Origin of the sequence: Burkholderia sp. RF2-non_BP3 (assembly GCF_001522185.1) — a bacterium.
GTDB classification, from domain to species: Bacteria; Pseudomonadota; Gammaproteobacteria; order Burkholderiales; family Burkholderiaceae; genus Burkholderia; species Burkholderia diffusa.
On the sequence record NZ_LOSU01000011.1, the window covers coordinates 1 to 20,599 of the forward strand.

The following is a 20,599-nucleotide window of genomic DNA, read 5'->3' on the forward strand; positions in this document are numbered from 1 at the left end:
GCCGCGATCTTCGCGAGCGAGCCGCCGAATTTGCCGACCGCGGTCCGCGCGGCCGATACGATCACTACGTCCGTCATTTCCCTTTCCTCCAGGCCCGCACGACACGGCGCATCGCTACCGGCCCTGTTAAAAAAACTGCGGTGCACCGGACAGCGTGCGCCGCTGTCCGTCTTTCGTCAATCGCGCTGCAACACGTAGCGACCCGGCGCCGGTTCGATCACCGGGAACTGCGCGGAACCGGCCTTGGCGGGCGGCGCCACTTTGCGGCCGCCGTACTGGTCGAGCCACTCGACCCAGGTCGTCCACCAGCTGCCCGGCTGCTCGGTCGCGCCGGCGAACCAGTCGTCCGCGGATTCGGGCAGATCGTTGTCGTTGACCCAGTAGCTGCGCTTCTTCTTCGCCGGCGGATTGATCACGCCCGCGATGTGGCCCGACGCGCCGAGCACGAACTTCAACGGGCCCGTCAGGATCGACGTCGACGCGTAGGCCGTCTGCCACGGCACGATGTGATCCTCGCGCGACCCGTAGATGAAGGTCGGCACGTCGATGCGCGACAGGTCGACGGATTCGCCGCACACGGTCAGCGCGCCCGGCACGCGGAGCTTGTTCTCGAGATAGGTATTGCGCAGGTACCACGCGTACATCGGGCCCGGCAGGCTCGTCGAGTCGCTGTTCCAGTACAGCAGGTCGAACGCGGCGGGCGTGCGGCCCTTCAGGTAGTTGTCGACGACGTAGTTCCACACGAGGTCGTTCGGCCGCAGGAACGAGAACGTGTTCGCGAACTCGACGCCGCGCATCAGCCCCGGTGCCGCGCCGTTCTTGCCGCCGATGGTCTGCTCGCGCATCTGCACGTGCGCCTCGTCGACGAACACGTCGAGGATGCCGGTGTCGGTGAAATCGAGCATCGCGGTCAGCAGCGTCATCGACGCGGCCGGATGTTCGCCGCGCGCGGCGAGCACCGACAGCGCGGTCGCGAGCATCGTGCCGCCGACGCAGAAGCCGAGCGTGTTGATCTGCTCGCGGCCGCTGATCTGCTGCACGGCGTCGATCGCCGCGAGCAGCCCTTCGTTCATGTAGTCGTCCCACGTCTTGTGCGCGACCGACGCATCGGCGTTGCGCCACGACACGAGGAACACCTGATGGCCGTTCGACAGCCCATGCGCGACGAGCGAATTCTCGGGCTGCAGGTCGAGGATGTAGAACTTGTTGATGCACGGCGGCACGATCAGGAGCGGCCGCTCGAACACCTTGTCCGTCTTCGGCGCGTACTGGATCAGCTGGATCAGGTCGTTCTCGTAGACGACCGAGCCTTCGGTACACCCGAGGTTCTTGCCGACCACGAATTGCGATTCGTCGGTCTGCGAAATCTTGCCGCGCTGCATGTCGCCGAGCAGGTTCATCATCCCCTGCCGCAGGCTTTCGCCCTGCGTCTCGAGGATCGATTTCTGTGCATCGGGATTGAGCGCCAGGAAGTTGCTCGGCGCGGCGGCGGCGGTCCATTGCTGGACGGAGAAACGGATACGTTCGCGCGTCTTCGGATCGGTCTCGAGCGCGTCGGCCAGTTCCTGCAGGTAGCGCGCGTTGAGCAGATACCACGCCGCGGCGAACGCATGCGCGGGCGAAGCCTTCCACGCATCCGCGCTGAAGCGGCGGTCCTTCAGTTCAGGCGACTCGAGCTTCGCCGCGGCGGCCTGCTGCATCAGCGTCATGCAATCGCGCGCGTAGTCGGCCTGCAGCTTCTGGAGCCGCTCCGGCGGGATCGCGGCCACCGGCAGCTTCAGTCCCGCGAACGGCGAAGCCAGGCCGCCGAAGGCGCCCAGATCGGGCATCGACGGCATCTGGAACGGAACGGATGTCGGGAACTGGAATGCGGCGAACGGATTCGCGGTGGTCGCCGCCGTTGCGGCTCGCGCCGGATCGGCGAAACCGCGCCAGGCGTTCAGCCATGCCTCGAACATCTGCTGCATCGGCTGGGTAGCCTGGTCGAATCCGGTGCTGCTTGCGGAAGTGCCCGCCTGAGCGGACGTCGACGAATTTTTCGATGCTGTCATTACCTGCCTTACCGGTGATTCGTGAGCGTCAATCGTGAAATCCTGCTCGCGCGCGGCGTGCCGGCTGCGAGCCGGGCCGTCATGCTCTGGAGAGGCGTCTCCAGATTCTGCCGCAGTGCGGTATTTTTATCATTATCGTTTTCCCCATGTGAAGCACTGCGTCAAACCACCGAACATTTCTGCTCGGAGATAATCCGTGCGCAACAAGCGGGACAAGGCTTCCGGCGAAACATAAAACATTTTGATCGACTTGACTTCGCGATTATTCATTCGGTTGTCCATGCAACGCCGCATTGCCGCGCCAATATCGGAATAACCGATTTCGCAGCGCAACAAACCAAGCCGCGCGCTAACGCGCGCGGTCAGCCGTCAATCTGCCAGCCAGATCGCCGCCGCCATGCGGCCGGTCACGCGGTCGCGCCGGTACGAATAGAAGCGCGCGTGTTCGGTGACCGTGCAGGCGGTCCCGCCGCTCACGTGCGCCACGCCTGCACGCGCGAGGCGCAGGCGCGCAAGCGCATAGAGGTCGGCGAGATACTTGCCGGGCGCGCCGTCGATCGCGACGAACGCTTGCCGCGTCTCATCATGCTCCGACTGCGGAGCCGTGTCGAGAAACGCCTCGCGCACATCGGCGCCGACTTCGAATGCCCGCGGGCCGATCGCGGGCCCGAGGTACGCATGGAGTTCATCCGTCGCGCCGCCAGCGAGTGCCGCGACGCGAGCCGCGGTCTGCTCGACGATGCCGGCCGCGAGCCCCCGCCAGCCAGCATGCGCGGCACCCACCGCGCGACCCCGCGCGTCGCACAACAGCACCGGCAGGCAATCCGCGACCATCACGACACAGACCGCGCCCGCGCGGTCCGTCACGCTCGCGTCGGCCTGCACGGGCGCCTCGGCACCCGGCGCGGCCTCGATCACCTCGTCCGCGCACACGATCCGCGCGCCGTGAACCTGTTCGAGCCATGCCGCTCGCGACTGGCCCGCCAACGCGAGCAAGCGCGCGCGATTCGCGGCGACATGGGCCGGATCGTCACCGGTATGCAGGCCGAGATTCATCCCGCCCGGCAACGCGGCGCCGTCCTGCCAGCGCCCGTACGGGCCCTCGCTCACGCCGCCGTCGCGCGTCGTGATCAGCGCACGCACGCGCGGCGCCACCTGCCAGTCGGGCTGCACGCAGTCCTGCCACGTCAACGGCGCCAGGTTCGTCATCGGCACTCACTCCTCCTCATCGTCGTAATCGTCGTCGTGATCCTGATAATCGCCGGCGAAATCGTCATCGTCGTAGACACCGTCTTCATCGTCGAATTCCTCGTCGCCCTGCCCGAAGCCCAGCGCCGCGACGAGCGCGTTCATGTCGTCCGGCAACGGACAACGCCACTGCATCGTCTTGCCCGTCACCGGATGCACGAGGCCGAGCCGCCAGGCGTGCAGCGCCTGCCGCGCGAACCCGCCCGGCAGCGGCGCGACCGAGCGCTTGCCGCGCGCGCGCCCATACACCGGATCGCCGAGCAGCGGATGCCCGACATGCGAGCAGTGCACGCGGATCTGATGCGTGCGGCCGGTTTCGAGATCGCACTGGATCGCAGACACCGGCTGACGTTGCCACATGCATGTGTCAACCGTGCGGAAATGCGTGCGCGCGGGCTTGCCCGACGCGCCGGTGACGACGGCCATGCGCGTGCGCTCGCGGGGATCGCGGCCGATCGGCGCGTCGATCGTGCCGTCTTCGGGCATCATGCCCCAGACGAGCGCGAAATAGCGGCGCTTCACCGTGCGTGCCTGCAGCTGGCGCACGAGGTCGGTCTGCGCGGCGAGTGTGCGCGCAACCACCATGAGGCCGGACGTCTCCTTGTCGAGCCGGTGCACGATGCCCGCGCGCGGCAGGCCGGCCGCCGCGTCGCCGTAGCGATGCAGCAGGCCGTTGAGGATCGTGCCGCTCCAGTTGCCGGCAGCCGGGTGGACGACGAGGCCCGCCGGCTTGTTGATGACGACGAGCGCGTCGTCCTCGTAGATCACGTCGAGCGGCACCGGCTCCGGCGTAAACGCCAGCTGCTCGGGCAGCAGGTCGGGCACGAGCTCGATCCTCGCGCCGAGCGGCACCGGCTGGCGGATCTTCGCCGGCGCGCCGTCGACCAGCACGCGCTGCGCCTCGATCCAGCTCTGCAGGCGGCTGCGGGAGAATTCGGGGAACAGTTGGGCCAGCGCTTTATCGAGGCGCTCACCCGCGAGCGACAGCGGCACTTCGACGACGCGCGGCGCTTCGTCGGCCGCCGCGGACGGCACGACAGGCGGCTGCATCGCGTCTGCAGCGAGATCGTCGTCGGGAGAATCCCCCGACGCAGCGTCGGCGGGCCGATCGCTTGGGCTATAATCTTCGCGATTTGACTTGCCCCGCGGGGCATTCTGCGAACTTGAACGGGTCATTTAGACTGGGTCACCGAGACTTGAAGCTAGGACATGCGAGCATGATGAATTCGACCAAACGTACGGCCAAAACCGTCGCCGCCCGAGCTGCGGTGGTAGCGGCCGCGGCCCTCATCGCCGGCTGCCACGGCTTGCCGCAGAAGCAGGACGAGACGGCTACCTGGTCGAACAACAAATTATACTCAGAGGCCCAGGACGCACTGTCCGGCGGCGACTGGGGCAAGTGCGCGAAATATTTCGAATCGCTGCAAGGTCGCGATCCGTTCGGCCGTTTCGCGCAACAGGCGCAGATCAACGTCGCGTACTGCAACTGGAAGGACAACGAAGCGGCAGCCGCCGACCAGGCCGTCGACCGCTTCATCCAGCTGCATCCGGATCACCCGGACATCCCGTACGCGTACTACCTGAAGGGGATGATCCACTTCAACGACGATCTGGGCCTGTTCGGCCGCTTCTCCGGCCAGGACATGAGCGAGCGCGATCCGCAGGCACTGCGCGAATCGTATGACGCGTTCAAGGTCGTCGTCGACCGGTTCCCGAAGAGCAAGTACGCGCCCGACGCCGCCGCCCGGATGCGCTACATCGTCAACGCGCTCGCTTCGCACGAAGTGCACGCGGCCGACTACTACTATCGGCGCGGCGCCTATGTCGCGGCGATCAACCGTGCGCAGCTCGCGATCAAGGACTACAAGGGCGCGCCGGCGATCGAGGACGCGCTGCACATCATGATCCTGTCGTACGGCAAGCTGAACCAGCCGGAACTCGCGGAAGACACGAAGCGCGTGCTCGCCGGAACCTTCCCGGACAGCCCGTACATCACCGGCCATTCGCGCCCCGGCACGAAGAAGTCGTGGTGGCAGTTCTGAGCGACGCCCAAGCACCAACAAAAAACCCGGCCATCGAGCCGGGTTTCTTGTTGGTGCCGCCCGCAGCAGGCGGCAGCGCGGTCACGCGCGTTTTGCCGCGCGATGCTCGTCGAAGAAGTCCTGCACGACCGCGATCTCGCGGGTGCGCTTGAACGGCGGCAGGCTCTGCCAGATCCGCCGACCGTAAGGCTTGTCGACGAGCCGCGTGTCGCAGATCATCAGCACGCCGCGATCCGTCTCCGCGCGAATCAGCCGGCCCGCGCCCTGCTTCAGCGTGATCACGGCCTGGGGCAGTTGGTGAACCGCGAACGGGCTCAAGCCCTTCTTGGTCAATGCATCGAGCCGCGCGGCCAGCACCGGATCGTCGGGCGGCGCGAACGGCAGCTTGTCGATCACGACGAGCGACAGCGCGTCGCCGCGCACGTCGACGCCTTCCCAGAAGCTCTGGCTGCCGACGAGAATCGCATTGCCGTACGAACGGAACCGATCGAGCAGTTCGGTACGGCTGGCATCGCCCTGCACCAGCAGCGGCGTGTTCCAGCCGCGCGACTCGATCACGTCGCGCAGCTTCGACGCGATCCGGTCGACCGCGCGCAGCGTCGTGCACAACATGAACACGCCGCCGCCCGATGCCTCGATCGCCGGCAACGCGGCATCGAACACGGCATCGGTAAACGCCGGCGACGACGGCTGCGGCAAGTTGCGCGGCACATACAGCAGGCCCTGCGTCTGATAGTCGAACGGGCTTGCGAGCGTCATCGAGCGCCGCGAGCTGAGGCCCATCTGGGCCGCGTAGTGCGTGAAGTCGCCGCGCACCGACAGCGTCGCCGACGTGAACACCCACGCGCGGGGCACGCCGGCACGCTGCTTCGCGAAAATCGGCGCAACCGACAGCGGCGTCTCGTGCAACTGGACGGTATGTGCGAACACTTCGACCCAGCGCACCTTCTCGTTCGGGTCGTCGGTGGCCGCCTTGTCGCCGGCGGCCGCGGCATCGGCCTTCGCGGCCGCTTCCGCCGCGCCGGGCGCGACCCAGCCCGCGAGCAGGTCCTGCAGCTCGCGTGCGCGCCGCAGGCACGCACCGAGCGACTCCGCCCGCTCGGCCTGGCTCGCGAGCGCCGAGGCAAGCGCATCGAGCGCCACTTCGAGCGCGTCGAGCGCGCCGAACATCGGGTGATCGTCGCCCAGTTGCGCGAGCGACATGCGCACGATCTGGTCGTTCGCGAACGCGAGACGCAGGTCGCGCGCCGCACGTTCGAGATCGCCGCCGAGCTTCACCCACTCGACCGCATCGCGCGCATGGCTCAGGCCTTCGGCGACCGTGTCGCGCGCGAGTTCGAGGATCTGCGTGGTCGACAGCGTCTCGCCGAAGAACAGCGTGGCCGTCTCCGGCAGCTGGTGCGCTTCGTCGAAGATCACCGTGTTCGCGTTCGGCAGCAGTTCGGCCATCCCTGTGTCGCGCAGCATGATGTCCGCGAAGAACAGGTGATGGTTGACGACGACGATGTCCGCCTGCTGCGCCTCGCGGCGCGCCTGCATCACGAAGCACTCCTTGTAATGCGGGCACTCCTGGCCGAGGCAGTTGTCGCGCGTCGACGTGACCATCGACCACACGGGTGCCGTCTCCGGCACGCTCGCGAGCTCGGCCTTGTCGCCGCTCTTCGTGACCTTGGCGAACCGGACGATTTCCTGCAGATACGCGGTGTCCTGGCGCGACGGCAGGCGGCCGTTGTCGGCCGTGCGCTGCAGGTAGTAATGGCACAGGTAGTTCGAGCGGCCCTTGAGCATCGCGACCGTCACCGGCACCGCGAGCGCGTTGCGCACCGTCGGGATGTCGCGCTGGAACAACTGGTCCTGCAGGTGCTTCGTGCCGGTCGACACGATCACCTTGCCGCCCCACAGCATCGCGGGCACCAGATACGCATAGGTCTTGCCGGTACCGGTGCCGGCCTCGACGATCAGCGTGTTGTCGCCGGCGTCGCCGTCGGCTTCGACCGCAGCCCCCTCCGCGGCGGATTCGGCCGCCTTGTCGCCTTCGCCGAGGCGGCGTGCCGGCCGTTTGCGGGCCTCGAAGATTTCCGGCTCGGGCATCCGGCGCGCGGACGCCTCCATCGCGGACGCGACCGCGCGCGCCATCTCGATTTGCGACTGACGCGGGTGATAGCCGTCGAGCGCGCGCGCGAGCAATCCGCCGTCGCCGAAGATCGTGTCGAGTTCGTCGACGCGCTTGCGGCTCAGCTCGAAGGTGCCTTCGGGCGCACGAACGCGCCCGGCGGACGACGCGTCACGCCGGGCATCGGGGTTGGCTTCAAGCGGTGAATTCAAGGCAAGCGTTCCTGTGTCCAGCGCCCGGGCGGCGCCGGCGCTTGCCAGGCCGCGCTCAGGCGCGCTTATCCGGTTCCAGCTGCGATTGCAGCAAAATGATTTTGTCCTTGGCCGCCAGCTTTTCCTTCTTCAGCCGGTGCAGCGTGATGTCGTCGATGTCGGAGTGTCCTTCCTTCAGCTCGATCTCCCGAGCGAGCTGCTGGTGCTGCTCCTGCAATGCAGCCAAACGGTTGTGCAATTCCTGCTGCTGTTCCGTGGGACGGTTTTGCATATGCGCCTCCTCATCGAAGCAGCGCGCCGACTGGCGTGCCGGCACGCACGAGACTGACTCCGGATCAATCCAACACGTTACTGCCCCTGCTGTTGCTGCTGCTTGGCCTTGTCGGCCGCTTCCTGCTGACGCCGCTCGACATCGGCCTTGTGCTGCGCGGCTTCCTTCTGCTTCTGCTCGTAGCGCGCGGCGTTGTCCGCCCGCTCCTGCGCCTTCTGCGCGCCCTGCTGGCGCGCCTGGTCGAGCTTGCGCTGGAAGTCTGCCTGCTTCTGGTCGTATGCCTGCTTGTTCGCGGCGCGCTGCGGCCCCTCGGCGCCGCGCTGCGCCTGCTTCAGTGCATTCTGCTCCTGCTTGTCGCGGAACGCAGCCGCGTTCGCCGCATCGTTCGCCGCGCGCTGCGGCGCTTCCGCCGCATTCTGCGCCTGCTTCAACGCCTGCTGCTGGTCGCGCTGCTGCGCCCGCACCGCGCGCTGCTCGTCGTCGAGCGCGAGCTGCTCCTGACGGATGCTCGCCCGCTCCTCGCGCATCCGGTCGCGCGCATTGCCGAGACAATGATTGACAAAGAACTTGCTGTAGCAATCGTGCTCCGCCACGGCATAACGATAATCGTTTTCCGCGGAACGTTGATTGAGCACTTTTTGACGGGCGTCAAAATCCTGCGTGGCGGGGGGGGCGACGGGCGCGGCCACTGCGGCGTCCGGCGCGGTTGCGCCCGATGCCTGTGCGTACGCGACGGTAGACCCGGCGGACAAAGCCGCGGCAAGCGCTGCGCCGAGCGCGACGAGAGAAATGCGGGAAGTTGGCAACGTCGTAGGAAAGCTGCGGGACATGTGTCAAATTCTATCACCCCCGGCTGGACGCTCCGCCATTTATGGCAAAATGCCCCGCTTCACTCACCCGCGGCATCTGGTCCGGCGGGCCCGTCTAGCAGCCCGCGCCGCGCGGCCTGCCGGCCCGCGCCGCGATTTCAGCAGGCAGATCATCCACGACATGACGGAAACCGTAGCACTCAAGATCGTACAGCGCATCGCCACCGAACTGTCCGTCCAGCCGCGCCAGGTCGCGGCGGCAGTGCAACTCCTCGACGAAGGCTCGACCGTTCCGTTCATTGCCCGGTACCGCAAGGAAGTGACCGGCAACCTGGACGACACGCAGCTGCGCCAGCTCGAGGAACGCCTCCTGTATCTGCGCGAGCTCGAGGACCGCCGCGCGGCGATCCTGTCGAGCATCGACGAACAGGGCAAGCTGACCGACGAACTGCGCGCCGCGATCGACGCGGCCGACAGCAAGCAGGTGCTCGAAGACCTTTATCTGCCGTACAAGCCGAAGCGCCGCACGCGCGCGCAGATCGCGCGCGAAGCCGGCCTGGAGCCGCTCGCGCAGGCGCTGCTCGCGAATCCGCTGCTCGACCCGCAGACGGAAGCCGCCGCGTACGTCGATGCCGACAAGGGCGTCGCCGACGTGAAGGCCGCGCTCGACGGCGCGCGCGACATCCTGTCCGAACAATTCGGCGAAACGGCCGAACTGCTCGGCAAGCTGCGCGACTACCTGCACAGCCAGGGCGTCGTATCCTCCGCAGTCGTCGAAGGCAAGGAAAACGAGGAAGGCGAGAAGTTCCGCGATTACTACGACTACGCGGAAACGATCCGGACGGTCCCGTCGCACCGCGCGCTGGCTCTGTTCCGCGGTCGCAATGCCGGCGTGCTGACCGTCAAGCTCGGGCTCGGCGAGGAACTCGACGCGCAAGTCCCGCATCCCGGCGAAGCGATGATCGCGCGCCATTTCGGGATCGCGAACCAGAGCCGCCCGGCGGACAAGTGGCTGTCGGACGTGTGCCGCTGGTGCTGGCGTGTGAAGGTGCAGCCGCACATCGAGAACGAACTGCTCACGCAACTGCGCGAAACGGCGGAAGCCGAAGCGATCCGAGTGTTCGCCCGCAACCTGAAGGACCTGCTGCTGGCCGCGCCGGCCGGCCCGAAGGCCGTGATCGGTCTCGACCCCGGCCTGCGCACGGGCGTGAAGGTTGCCGTGGTCGACCGCACCGGCAAGCTGCTCGCGACCGATACGATCTACCCGCACGAGCCGCGCCGCGACTGGGACGGCTCGCTCGCGAAGCTCGCGCGCATCGCCGCGCAGACGCAGGCCGAGCTGATCAGCATCGGCAACGGCACCGCGTCCCGTGAAACCGACAAGCTCGCGAGCGAGCTGATCTCGAAGCATCCGGAACTGCGGCTGCAGAAGATCGTCGTGTCGGAAGCCGGCGCGTCGGTCTACTCGGCGTCCGAGCTGGCCGCAAAGGAATTCCCGGAACTCGACGTGTCGCTGCGCGGCGCCGTGTCGATCGCCCGCCGCCTGCAGGACCCGCTCGCCGAGCTCGTGAAGATCGAGCCGAAGGCGATCGGCGTCGGCCAGTACCAGCACGACGTGAACCAGCGCGAACTCGCCCGCTCGCTCGATGCGGTGGTCGAGGATTGCGTGAACGCGGTCGGCGTCGACGCGAACACCGCGTCGGTCGCGCTGCTCGCGCGTGTCTCTGGCCTGAACGCCACGCTCGCGCGCAACATCGTCGACTACCGCGACGCGAACGGGCCGTTCCCGTCGCGCGATCACCTGCGCAAGGTGCCGCGCCTCGGCGACAAGACCTTCGAGCAGGCAGCCGGCTTCCTGCGCATCAACGGCGGCGAGAATCCGCTCGACCGCTCGTCGGTCCACCCGGAGGCTTATCCGGTCGTCGAACGGATCCTCGCGAAGATCAGCAAGCGGATCGACGACGTGCTCGGCAGCCGCGATGCGCTGTCCGGCCTGTCGCCGGCCGAATTCGTCGACGAACGTTTCGGCCTGCCGACCGTGCGCGACATCCTGTCCGAACTCGAAAAACCGGGTCGTGACCCGCGCCCCGAATTCAAGACCGCAACGTTCCGTGACGGCGTCGAAAAGGTGTCCGACCTGATGCCGGGCATGCTGCTTGAAGGTGTCGTGACGAACGTCGCGGCGTTCGGCGCATTCGTGGATGTCGGCGTGCATCAGGACGGCCTCGTCCACGTGTCCGCGATGTCGACGAAGTTCATCAAGGATCCGCACGAAGTCGTGAAGGCCGGCCAGGTCGTCAAGGTCAAGGTGCTCGACGTCGACGTGAAGCGTCAGCGCATTTCGCTGACGATGCGCCTGGACGACGAAGCGGCCACACCGGGCCTGGCGCCGCGCGCCGGTCAGGATCGCGGCAATGCCGGCCGCGGCGCGGCCCGTCCCCAGCGTTCGCGCGAGCCGGAACCGGCCGGCGCGATGGCCGCGGCGTTCGCGAAGCTGAAGCGCTGAGCACGCGAAGGCCGTCGACGAACGAAAAAAGCCCGCCGGAAGGCGGGCTTTTTCATGGCCTCGGCAAGCGCGGCCGGACCGGCATGGGCCGCATGTGCGGCCCGCGTGCCGGTCAGATTTCGATCTTGGTGCCGAGCTCGACCACGCGGTTCGCCGGGATCGAGAAGAAGTCGGTGGGCTTCGCCGCGTTCTGATGCATCCATGCGAACACGCGTTCGCGCCAGATCGACATGCCGGGCAGATGCGTCGGTACGACCGTTTCGCGCGCGAGGAAAAACGACGTATCCATCAGTTCGAACGTCATGTCGTGCGTGCGGCCGAATTCCTCGAGCACGGCCTTCACGTCCGGCGTCTCGTTGAAGCCGTATTCGGCCTTGACGATGTACAGGCCGCCGCCCGCGTCGCGCGCACTCAGGCGCTTGTCGTCGCGCACATACGGGATGTCGCGCGTGACGAACGTCAGGAAAATGGTCCGCTCGTGCAGCACCTTGTTGTGCTTCAGGTTGTGCAGCAGGCTGACGGGGACGAGCTTGTCGTTACCGGTCAGGTAGATCGCGGTGCCCGACACACGGTGCGGCGGATGCGCGAGCAGCCCCTGCAGGAACGGCTCGAGCGGGATACCGTCGGCAGCCGTACGCTCCTTGACGATGTGGCGGCCCGTGTACCAGGTCATCAACAGGAAGAACAACAGCGCGCCGATGCCGAGCGGCAGCCAGCCGCCCTGCGCGACCTTGAGCAGGTTCGCGCCGAAAAAGCCCAGGTCGACCGCGAGGAACACCGCGATGATCGCGCCGACGAGCAGCCGGTTCCACTTCCACACCTTCACCATCACGACGGCCGCGAGCACGGTCGTGATCACCATCGTCGCCGTCACCGCGATACCGTATGCTGCGGCGAGGTTGTCGGAGCTCTTGAAGCCGATCACGATGCAGAGGATCACGAACAGCAGCAGCCAGTTCACGACCGGCACGTAGATCTGGCCGATCGCCAATTCGGACGTATGCAGCACCTTCATGCGCGGCACGTAGCCGAGCTGGATCGCCTGCGACGTCAGCGAATACGCGCCGGAGATCACGGCCTGCGAAGCGATCACGGTCGCAACCGTCGACAGCACGACGAGCGGCAGCAGCGCCCATTCCGGCGCCAGCAGGAAGAACGGGTTCTCGATCGCCTTCGGGTTCTGGATCAGCAGCGCGCCCTGGCCGAAGTAGTTCAGCACGAGCGACGGCATCACGAGCCCGTATGCGGCGAGGCGAATCGGCTTCGCGCCGAAGTGGCCCATGTCCGCGTAGAGCGCTTCCGCGCCGGTCAGCACCAGCACGACCGAACCGAGCACGACATAGGCCTGCAGCACATGCTCCGACATGAACGACGCTGCGTAATACGGGTTGATCGCCGCGATGATGCCCGGCACGCGCACGATGTGATACACGCCGAGCGCCGCGATCGCGATGAACCACAGCACCATGATCGGCCCGAACAGCTTGCCGACCATCGCGGTACCGTGACGCTGGATCCAGAACAGCGCGATCAGAATCACGATCGTGATCGGCATCACGAGATGGGACAGGTGCGGCGTCGCGATCTCCAGACCTTCGACCGCCGACATCACGGAAATCGCCGGCGTGATCACGGCGTCGCCGTAGAACATGCACGCGCCGAAGATCCCGAGCGCCATCAGCGCGCCCGCGACGCGGGTTTTCGAGTCCAGCGGCCGCAGCGACAGCGCCATCAGCGCGAGCACGCCGCCCTCGCCGTTGTTGTCGGCACGCATCACGAACAGCAGATACTTGATGCCGACCACCAGGATGATCGCCCAGAACAGCAGCGAGATCACCCCGAGAATCGAGCCTTCGGTGAGCGGAATGCCGTGTGCGGGGCTGAACGCCTCCTTCAGCGAATACAGCGGGCTCGTGCCGATATCGCCGAACACGACGCCGATGGCCGCTATCGCAAGCGCCCGCATCGAATGTTGGTGCGTCGAATGCGCATGGGCTGCGTCGGTCGCCTGGATCGTGTCGTTCATATGAAGCTTAATAATCGGGTCCGGTTCGGACAAAACGAGCGCTATTCTACTCGCGCCCCCCTGAAAAACCGTCCTGCCCTGTTGCCCTGAAGCCACGTGATCCACGCCGCGCATGCAATCCCGCGCAAGCTGTGGCAGGGCTGCCATCATAGCCGGGGACGCGCCGTCTGCCTACCGCGAACACCGATTGTGGCGCTCACCGGCCCGCTGCTGCAATAAAAAACGGCGCCGCAAGCGGCGCCGTACAAGGCTTTCCTTCGATCGACCGGCCGCTCACACGCCCGAGCCGTCGCGCTGCGCGCGACCGCGCTTGATCCACGCCTCGAGATTGTGAGGACGAACCGTGTCCCACTCTTCGAACGGCTGATGAATCCACGGATTCGTCGGCAGATACTGCGTGTGATAGTCAGGCTTGACCTTCGAGCAACCCTTGTACCAGAGCACCGCCGAGCGCACGGCCTTGACCGCCGGATAACGCTCCTTCAGGTGCTCCTGCACGCGCGCGAGCGTAACGCCCGAATCGACGAGATCGTCGACCAGCAGCACGTTGCCCTCGAGGTTGCCACGGGTCATCGTGATGTACTGCGCGATGTCGAGCTCGCCCTGCTCGGTGCCGGCCGCTTCGCGATACGAACTCGTCGCGAGGATCGCGAGCGGGACGTCGTAGATGCGCGAAAGTTGATCGCCGACGCGCAGACCGCCGCGCGCGAGGCACAGGATCTGGTCGAACTTCCAGCCCGATGCATGCACCTGGAGCGCAAGCAACTCGATCAGACGATGGTATTCGTCCCAGCCTACCCACAGGTTCTTGTCGTCGTTGCGCGGATCGGTCATCAAGTCTGCCGCCGTCATCGTGATTTGCTGCGTCATGCTGAGAATTACACCTTGAACGGATGGCGAAGCAGGATCGTCTCGTCGCGATCCGGCCCCGTCGAAACCATGTCGACCGGCACGCCGGCCACTTCCTGGACACGGGTCAGGTATGCCTGAGCATTCGCCGGCAATGCGTCCCACGTCTTGATGCCGACGGTGCTTTCCTTCCAGCCGGCGAACGTTTCGTACACGGGCTCGCAGCGCGCGACGTCGGCGGCACCGCGCGGCAGGATGTCCACATCCTTGCCGTCGATCTTGTAGCCGACGCACAGCTTGACTTCATCGAGGCCGTCGAGCACGTCGAGCTTCGTCATGCACAGGCCCGACACGCCGTTGATCTGGATCGAGCGGCGCAGCGCCGCTGCGTCGAGCCAGCCGGTGCGGCGCGGACGGCCGGTGACCGAGCCGAATTCCTTGCCGACGTTCGCCAGCGTAACGCCGATCTGGTCCTGGCGCTGCGGATTGTCCGCGTCGTACAACTCGCTCGGGAACGGACCCGAGCCGACACGCGTGCAGTACGCCTTCGTGATGCCGAGGATGTAGTTCAGCTTCTGCGGACCGACGCCGGCGCCGGCCGATGCCGCACCCGCGACGCAGTTGCTCGACGTGACGAACGGATAGGTGCCGTGGTCGATGTCGAGCAGCGTGCCTTGCGCGCCTTCGAACAGCAGGTTCTGACCGGCGTTGTTCGCGTCGTACAGGCGGCGCGACACGTCGGCCACCATCGGCTTCAGGCGATCGGCATAGCCGAGCATCGTGTCGAGCGTGGCCTGGAAATCGACGGCCGCGCCACCCAGGTACTGGGTCAGCACGAAGTTGTGGAAATCGAGGTTTTCGCGCAGGCGGTCGGCGAAGGTCTTCGCGTCGAACAGGTCCTGCACGCGCAGCGCGCGGCGGCCGACCTTGTCTTCGTACGCGGGGCCGATGCCGCGGCCGGTCGTACCGATCTTGCCGGCGCCCTTGCGCGCTTCGCGCGCCTGGTCGATTGCGATGTGGTACGGCAGGATCAGCGTCGTGGCTTCGGAGATGAACAGGCGATCGCGCACGTTCACGCCGGCCTCTTCCAGCTCACCGATTTCCTTGAACAGTGCCTCGGGGGACAGGACGACGCCGTTGCCGATGTAGCAGGCGACGCCTTCACGCATGATGCCCGACGGAATGAGGCGCAAGATGGTTTTCTTGCCGCCGATGATGAGGGTGTGGCCGGCGTTGTGACCGCCCTGGAAACGCACGACGCCCTGAGCGTGGTCCGTCAGCCAGTCGACGATCTTGCCCTTGCCTTCATCACCCCATTGCGTTCCCACGACGACGACATTGCGCCCGGGAGTCACGTTCACTGCGCTGGCAGACATGTTGATTCGTTAGCTGGTTAAAAACGTATTCTACCTATGTTCGCGGGCGATTCCGAATTTTTCCGTTTCGCTTCAACGATATGCACGTCGAACGACGGCCCGCGAACCTCTGTTTAACGGGGTTCGACCACCCATGCGCCGTTACGCTCGACAAGCGAACGGTCGCAGGCGAACTCGTCGAGCACGTGGTCATGCCCCGGCAACGCCTGGATCACGACCTCGCCCGCATCGCGCAGCGCCGCAACGGCCGCGCTCAGCGCGTCGTCCTGTGCCCACGGCGCGAGAATCGCGGTACCGCGCGCCTCGATCGGCGAAATCCGCGCAAGCTCGCGCAGATCGAGCGAGAAGCCCGTCGCCGGGCGGGCGCGACCGTAGGCCTGGCCCACGTGGTCGTAACGGCCGCCGCGCGCGATCGCGTTCGGCACGCCGTCGATGTACGCCGTAAACATCGCGCCGCTGTGGTACGCGTAGCCACGCAGATCGGCGAGATCGATCGCCACCTCGACACCCTTCGCCTGCGCCGCGAGCTGCGCAAGATCGTCGAGCGCGCGCGTGATCTCGGGCAGCACCGGCAGGCGTGCACGTGCCTCGTCGAGCACGCTCGCGTCGCCGTACAGATGCGGCAGCGTCCGCAGCGCCGCGCGCGTATCGGCGCCGAGATCGTCGGTGAGTTCGTTCAGCAGCGGCACGTCCTTGCCCGACAGCGCGTCGTAGAGCGCCTCGCCGCGCTCGGCGGCCTGCGCGTCGCGTGCGAGCAGCGCCGCGAGCACGCCCGCGTGGCACAGATCCAGACGGATCCGCGACAGCCCCGCGAGATGCAGCGCGTCGAGCATCAGCTGCTGGATCTCGAGATCGGCTTCCAGTCCGGCATGTCCGTAGATTTCGGCGCCGATCTGGATCTGCTCGCGCGTCGCATGCAGACCGCGCGGACGCGTATGCATCACGTGGCCCGCATAACAGAGACGCGTCACGCCTTGGCGGTTCAGCAGGTGCGCGTCGATACGCGCAACCTGCGGCGTGATGTCCGCGCGCAGGCCGAGCGTGCGGCCCGACAACTGATCGACTAGCTTGAAAGTACGCAAGCGCAGGTCGGCGCCGCCGCTCGTCAGCAGCGACTCGAGATATTCGAGCAGCGGCGGCATCACCATTTCGTAGCCGTACGAACGGAAGCGATCGAGCAGCCTGCGGCGCAGCTCCTCGATCTTGCGCGCTTCCGACGGCAGTACGTCGGCGATATTCTCGGGAAGTAACCAGGTCGACATCGTTACGGTCCTACGACAGGAAACAGGGCGCGACACGCGCGCCGCGAGATGAATCGGAAATCGGAAATCGGGCGGAACGAACGGCGGGTGCGCCGTCCGGATCAGGTGGCGAGCAGCAGCAGGACGAGCCCGAGCGCCATCACGATGAGCCCGCCGATCCGGATATGATGCGGCGGCCGCTCCGCTATTCTACGAAACGTGTCGCGCCAGGCGACGGGAAACACGAAGGGGAACGCCCCCTCGATGATCAGCATCAGTGCTACCGCGAGCAACAACGAGCCAGCCAAATCCATGCGAGCGACGGCGCCGCTCGACGCGGCGCCCCAAGGTCAGTGTTTGCGGGGAGCGGGTGCCGCCGGTGCGGCACCGCCCGTCGGGCTGCGCATGAAACGGAAAAACTCGCTGTCGGGGTCGACGACGATGATGTCGTTGCGCTTGAAGGTATTCCGGTAAGCCTGCAGGCTCGCGTAGAACTGGTAGAACTGCGGATCGCGGCCGAACGCATCGGCGGCGATCGACGCGGCCTTCGCGTCGCCCTCGCCCTTGATCGTCTGCGCGGACTTGTACGCATTCGCGAGCACTGCCTGCTGTTCGCGTTCCGCGTCGGCCTTGATCTGCTCGACATCGGCGGCGCCATCCGCGCGCACCCGTGCGGCCTGGTCGCGCAGCGCGGCAATCATCCGCTGATAGACGGCATCCGTCTGCGCAGCCGGCAAGTCGACGCGCGTCAACTGCACGTCGACCACGTCGACGCCGAAGCCCGACGCCTTCGCGCGCACCGCCTCGCGCGCCGCATTGGCGATGTCGCGCTGGCCGCCGAGCGCGTCGTCGAGCGCACGCTTGCCGAACGCGTCGCCGAGTGCGCTCTTCAGCGCGCCGGCCAGACGCTCGGTGGCGGCCGCCGGGTCGCCGCCCGTCGCCGTGAAATACTTCATCGGATCGCTGATCCGGTACTTGACCGCATACACGACGAGCAGGTCGTGCTTGTCTTCGGTCGCCAGTTGCAGCGGATCCGACGACTCGAGCGATTGCAGGCGCGTGTCGATCAGCGTCGCCGTTTGCAGCGGCGGCGGCAGCTTGAAATGAATGCCGGGGCCCGCGAGTTCGGGTTGCGCGCCGTCGCGGCCCGACAGCACGGCAGTGTGGCGCGGGTCGACGGTCAGGACGGTCGACGACGCCGCGAAGGCGGCGATCACGATTGCGACGACGAGCGCAATGATTCGGTTCATGTTCTGCGCTCTCCGTTACTTCGTATCGTCTTCACGCGAGCGGCTGCGGAACGCTTCGCGCGACCGCAGCACGTCGCTGCCCGGTGCGGGCGCCGCTGCGCCCGAAGCCGCGCTCGCGGGTGCGCTCGACGCAGCGGCGGCCGGGGCCGACGCCGCGACGGGCGCGGATGCACCGGCAGGCGTCGTGGCATTCGCGGCATCTTGCCGCCCCTGCTCGACGAGCTTGTCGAGCGGCAGATACACGACGCTGTTGCCACCCTTGTTGCCGACGAACACTTTCGTCGCGTTCGAATAGATTTCCTGCATCGTCTCGAGGTACATCCGCTCGCGGATCACCGCGGGCGCCTTCGAATACTGTGCGTAGACCTGCTTGAACCGGTCGGCGTCGCCCTCTGCCTCCGTGACCACGCGATCGGCATACGCCTTCGCTTCGTCGGCGAGTTTCGCGGCATTGCCCTGCGCCTTCGGCAGCAGGTCGTTCGCATAGGCCTGCGCGGCACGCTTCGCGGCCTCGCGATCTTCGCGCGCCTTCGCGACTTCGGCGTACGCGGCCTGCGTCTGCTCGGGCGCCGCGACGCTCTGCATCGTGACGGCCGTGATCTCGAGGCCCGACTGGTAGCGATCGAGATCGCGCTGGATCGCGGCGGACAATTGCTCGCGCAGTGCATCGCGATCCTGGTTCAGCATGTCGGCCGCGCTGCGCGTGCCGACGATCGCGCGCACCGCGGCCTGGGCGGCCTGCGACACACTGCGCTCCGGATCGACGCTGCGGAACAGGTAGTCGGTTGCCGAACGAATCCGATACTGGACGATGAAACGCACGTCGACGATGTCGGCGTCGCGCGTCAGCATCGCCGCTTCCTTCACGTTCGCGAGACGCACGACGTTGTTGCGGCCGATCTCGATCGAACGGACCTGCGACGTGTCGACGATCTCGTGCGACGCGAACGGATACGGCGCGCGCCAGTGCACGCCCTGGCCAACCGTGCCGGACAGCTTGCCGAACTGCAGCACGACGCCCGTCTGGCCGTCCTGCACGACGAACAGCCCGCTGCCCGCGTAGACCGCGACCAGCACGCCGATCACGATGCCGACGCCGACGCGCGCGGCCCGGCCATTGTCGGGCCGGAAGCCGTTGCCGCCCTTGCCGCCGAACAGGCCGCTCAGACGCCGGTTGAAGTTGCGCCACATCTCGTCGAGATCGGGCGGACCGTCACCGTCGCCACCGGGCGGACGCTTCGATTCATTCGCACGCGGACGGGATCCGTCGTTGCCCTTGCCTTCGCCGCGCCCCCAGCGGGGATCGTTGATCGACAGCAAGGCGCGCATCCGCCGCCAGGTACTCCGCTCGTTGTATTCGTTCACCAGAGTTTGTTCACCAGATTAGACGCCGGCGAACCGGCCGGGACCGGTTAGCGCCCGTGTTCGGAAATCGTGTGGTCTTCGTGTGGTTCAGCGGGTGCGCCGTCGAGCGCGCCGTTGGGTAACGTCGCGCCGGAAAGGTGTTCCGCGGAGGCGATCTCGGCGATGGCGGCACGCAACGCATCAAGACCCTGACCGGTGCGTGCGCTCAAAAAGACGCGCGAAATATTACCATACTCGTCCCGCTCGACCGCGTCGCCGCGGGCCGCCAGCTCAGGCACGGCGTCGATCTTGTTGAACACCAGCACCTGCCGGATCGTGTCCGCACCGATCTCGTGCAGCACGCCGTTCACCTGCTCGATCTGTTCGAGCCGCACCGCGCTCGACGCGTCGACGACGTGCAGCAGCAGATCCGCATGAATCGTTTCCTCGAGGGTCGCGCGAAACGCGGCAACCAATTGGTGAGGCAGTTCGCGAATGAACCCGACCGTATCGGATACGACAATTTGACCTGCCTCGTCGCCGAGATACACGCGCCGCGACGTCGTATCGAGGGTGGCGAACAGCTGGTCGGCCGCATAGGCCTGCGCTTTCGTCAGCGCATTGAACAGCGTCGACTTGCCCGCGTTCGTATAGCCGACGAGCGACACCGACATCGTGCCGCTGCGCGCGCGCTGACGACGCTGCGTGCTGTGCTGCCTGCGCAGCCGGTCGAGCCGCGACTTCAGCATCTTGATGCGCTCGCCGATCAACCGGCGGTCGGTTTCGAGCTGGGTTTCCCCGGGGCCGCGCAGGCCGATACCGCCCTTTTGCCGCTCCAGGTGGGTCCACGCGCGAATCAGGCGGGTCGACAGGTATTGCAGCTGCGCGAGCTCGACCTGCAGCTTGCCTTCGTGGCTGCGGGCACGCTGCGCGAAGATATCGAGGATGAGGCTCGTGCGATCGACCACCCGCCTGTTAAGCGCCTGCTCCAGATTGCGTTGCTGGGCCGGTGCCAGTGCGTGGTTGAAGATGACGATTTCGACGTTGTGCGCGTCGCAGGCAAGCCGCAATTCTTCGGCTTTGCCGCTGCCGATGAACATCTTGGCATCGGGACTGGCGCGACGACCCGTGAGGGTGACGGCGGGACGGGCCCCCGCACTGGAGGCGAGAAGACTGAGTTCTTCGAGACTGGCTTCGAAATCGGTCTTGCCGAAGTCGATACCGACGAGCGCTGCGTTGATCAAATTATCGGGTGTCAAGA

17 protein-coding genes are annotated in these 20,599 nt (G+C 66.5%); 3 read left to right on the top strand and 14 right to left on the bottom strand.

Annotated features, from left to right (window positions below; all coding sequences use genetic code 11):
- Nucleotides 1–198: hypothetical protein (locus tag WS45_RS35860; protein ID WP_218921626.1), on the top strand; the 198-nt coding region annotated here is incomplete at its 5' end.
- Here WS45_RS35860 and phaC read toward each other — a convergent pair.
- The 3 genes from phaC to WS45_RS04510 form a co-directional block, all read right to left on the bottom strand.
- Complete coding sequence (gene phaC / locus WS45_RS04500; RefSeq protein WP_059698464.1) at nucleotides 177–2,051, bottom strand: class I poly(R)-hydroxyalkanoic acid synthase; 1,875 nt, start codon at nucleotides 2,049–2,051, stop codon at nucleotides 177–179. The genes WS45_RS35860 and phaC overlap by 22 nt on opposite strands.
- Nucleotides 2,052–2,420: 369 nt before the next feature.
- The gene (pgeF, locus tag WS45_RS04505) at nucleotides 2,421–3,260 is read right to left on the bottom strand and encodes a peptidoglycan editing factor PgeF (RefSeq protein ID WP_059698628.1); all 840 of its coding nucleotides are present in this window, start codon (nucleotides 3,258–3,260) and stop codon (nucleotides 2,421–2,423) included.
- A 6-nt stretch (nucleotides 3,261–3,266) separates the two neighbouring features.
- On the bottom strand, nucleotides 3,267–4,475 hold the full coding sequence (locus tag WS45_RS04510; RefSeq protein ID WP_059693216.1) for an RluA family pseudouridine synthase: 1,209 nt from the start codon (nucleotides 4,473–4,475) through the stop codon (nucleotides 3,267–3,269).
- A 41-nt stretch (nucleotides 4,476–4,516) separates the two neighbouring features.
- Between WS45_RS04510 and WS45_RS04515 the strand changes: the two genes are divergently transcribed.
- Complete coding sequence (locus tag WS45_RS04515) at nucleotides 4,517–5,341, top strand: outer membrane protein assembly factor BamD (RefSeq protein ID WP_059698466.1); 825 nt, start codon at nucleotides 4,517–4,519, stop codon at nucleotides 5,339–5,341.
- Nucleotides 5,342–5,422: 81 nt separating this feature from the next.
- Here the strand turns inward: WS45_RS04515 and WS45_RS04520 are convergent, their stop codons facing one another.
- From WS45_RS04520 to WS45_RS04530, 3 genes are all read right to left on the bottom strand, one after another.
- Nucleotides 5,423–7,666 carry an ATP-dependent DNA helicase gene (locus WS45_RS04520; protein WP_059698468.1) on the bottom strand — a complete coding sequence of 748 codons (2,244 nt, stop codon included), beginning with the start codon at nucleotides 7,664–7,666 and terminating at the stop codon, nucleotides 5,423–5,425.
- A 55-nt stretch (nucleotides 7,667–7,721) separates the two neighbouring features.
- Entirely contained in the window at nucleotides 7,722–7,937 is a 216-nt protein-coding gene (locus WS45_RS04525; RefSeq protein ID WP_006755091.1) for a YdcH family protein, read from the bottom strand.
- Nucleotides 7,938–8,014: 77 nt separating this feature from the next.
- Nucleotides 8,015–8,767, bottom strand: coding sequence for a hypothetical protein (locus tag WS45_RS04530; protein ID WP_059698470.1), 753 nt, complete (start codon nucleotides 8,765–8,767; stop codon nucleotides 8,015–8,017).
- A gap of 160 nt (nucleotides 8,768–8,927) precedes the next feature.
- Between WS45_RS04530 and WS45_RS04535 the strand changes: the two genes are divergently transcribed.
- Nucleotides 8,928–11,252 carry a Tex family protein gene (locus tag WS45_RS04535; RefSeq protein ID WP_059526047.1) on the top strand — a complete coding sequence of 775 codons (2,325 nt, stop codon included), beginning with the start codon at nucleotides 8,928–8,930 and terminating at the stop codon, nucleotides 11,250–11,252.
- A 112-nt stretch (nucleotides 11,253–11,364) separates the two neighbouring features.
- Here WS45_RS04535 and WS45_RS04540 read toward each other — a convergent pair whose 3' ends face one another.
- The 8 genes from WS45_RS04540 to hflX form a co-directional block, all read right to left on the bottom strand.
- A complete protein-coding gene (locus WS45_RS04540; protein WP_059693222.1) occupies nucleotides 11,365–13,278 on the bottom strand; it encodes a potassium transporter Kup in 1,914 nt (637 codons plus the stop codon).
- A gap of 273 nt (nucleotides 13,279–13,551) precedes the next feature.
- Complete coding sequence (locus WS45_RS04545; RefSeq protein WP_059698472.1) at nucleotides 13,552–14,148, bottom strand: phosphoribosyltransferase; 597 nt, start codon at nucleotides 14,146–14,148, stop codon at nucleotides 13,552–13,554.
- 8 nt (nucleotides 14,149–14,156) lie between these two features.
- Nucleotides 14,157–15,503, bottom strand: a complete 1,347-nt coding sequence (locus tag WS45_RS04550) for an adenylosuccinate synthase (RefSeq protein ID WP_059693224.1) — start codon at nucleotides 15,501–15,503, stop codon at nucleotides 14,157–14,159.
- Nucleotides 15,504–15,616: 113 nt separating this feature from the next.
- On the bottom strand, nucleotides 15,617–16,765 hold the full coding sequence (locus WS45_RS04555; protein WP_059693226.1) for an ATP phosphoribosyltransferase regulatory subunit: 1,149 nt from the start codon (nucleotides 16,763–16,765) through the stop codon (nucleotides 15,617–15,619).
- A 101-nt stretch (nucleotides 16,766–16,866) separates the two neighbouring features.
- Nucleotides 16,867–17,058, bottom strand: coding sequence for a DUF2065 domain-containing protein (locus tag WS45_RS04560; RefSeq protein ID WP_009687995.1), 192 nt, complete (start codon nucleotides 17,056–17,058; stop codon nucleotides 16,867–16,869).
- A 36-nt stretch (nucleotides 17,059–17,094) separates the two neighbouring features.
- Nucleotides 17,095–17,994: a protease modulator HflC gene (gene hflC, locus WS45_RS04565; protein ID WP_059698474.1), complete on the bottom strand. Its 900-nt coding sequence runs from the start codon at nucleotides 17,992–17,994 to the stop codon at nucleotides 17,095–17,097.
- Between the two features lie 15 nt (nucleotides 17,995–18,009).
- On the bottom strand, nucleotides 18,010–19,359 hold the full coding sequence (gene hflK / locus WS45_RS04570; RefSeq protein ID WP_059693228.1) for an FtsH protease activity modulator HflK: 1,350 nt from the start codon (nucleotides 19,357–19,359) through the stop codon (nucleotides 18,010–18,012).
- Nucleotides 19,360–19,406: 47 nt separating this feature from the next.
- Nucleotides 19,407–20,582: a GTPase HflX gene (hflX, locus tag WS45_RS04575; protein WP_174908897.1), complete on the bottom strand. Its 1,176-nt coding sequence runs from the start codon at nucleotides 20,580–20,582 to the stop codon at nucleotides 19,407–19,409.
- Between the last annotated feature and the right edge of the window lie 17 nt (nucleotides 20,583–20,599).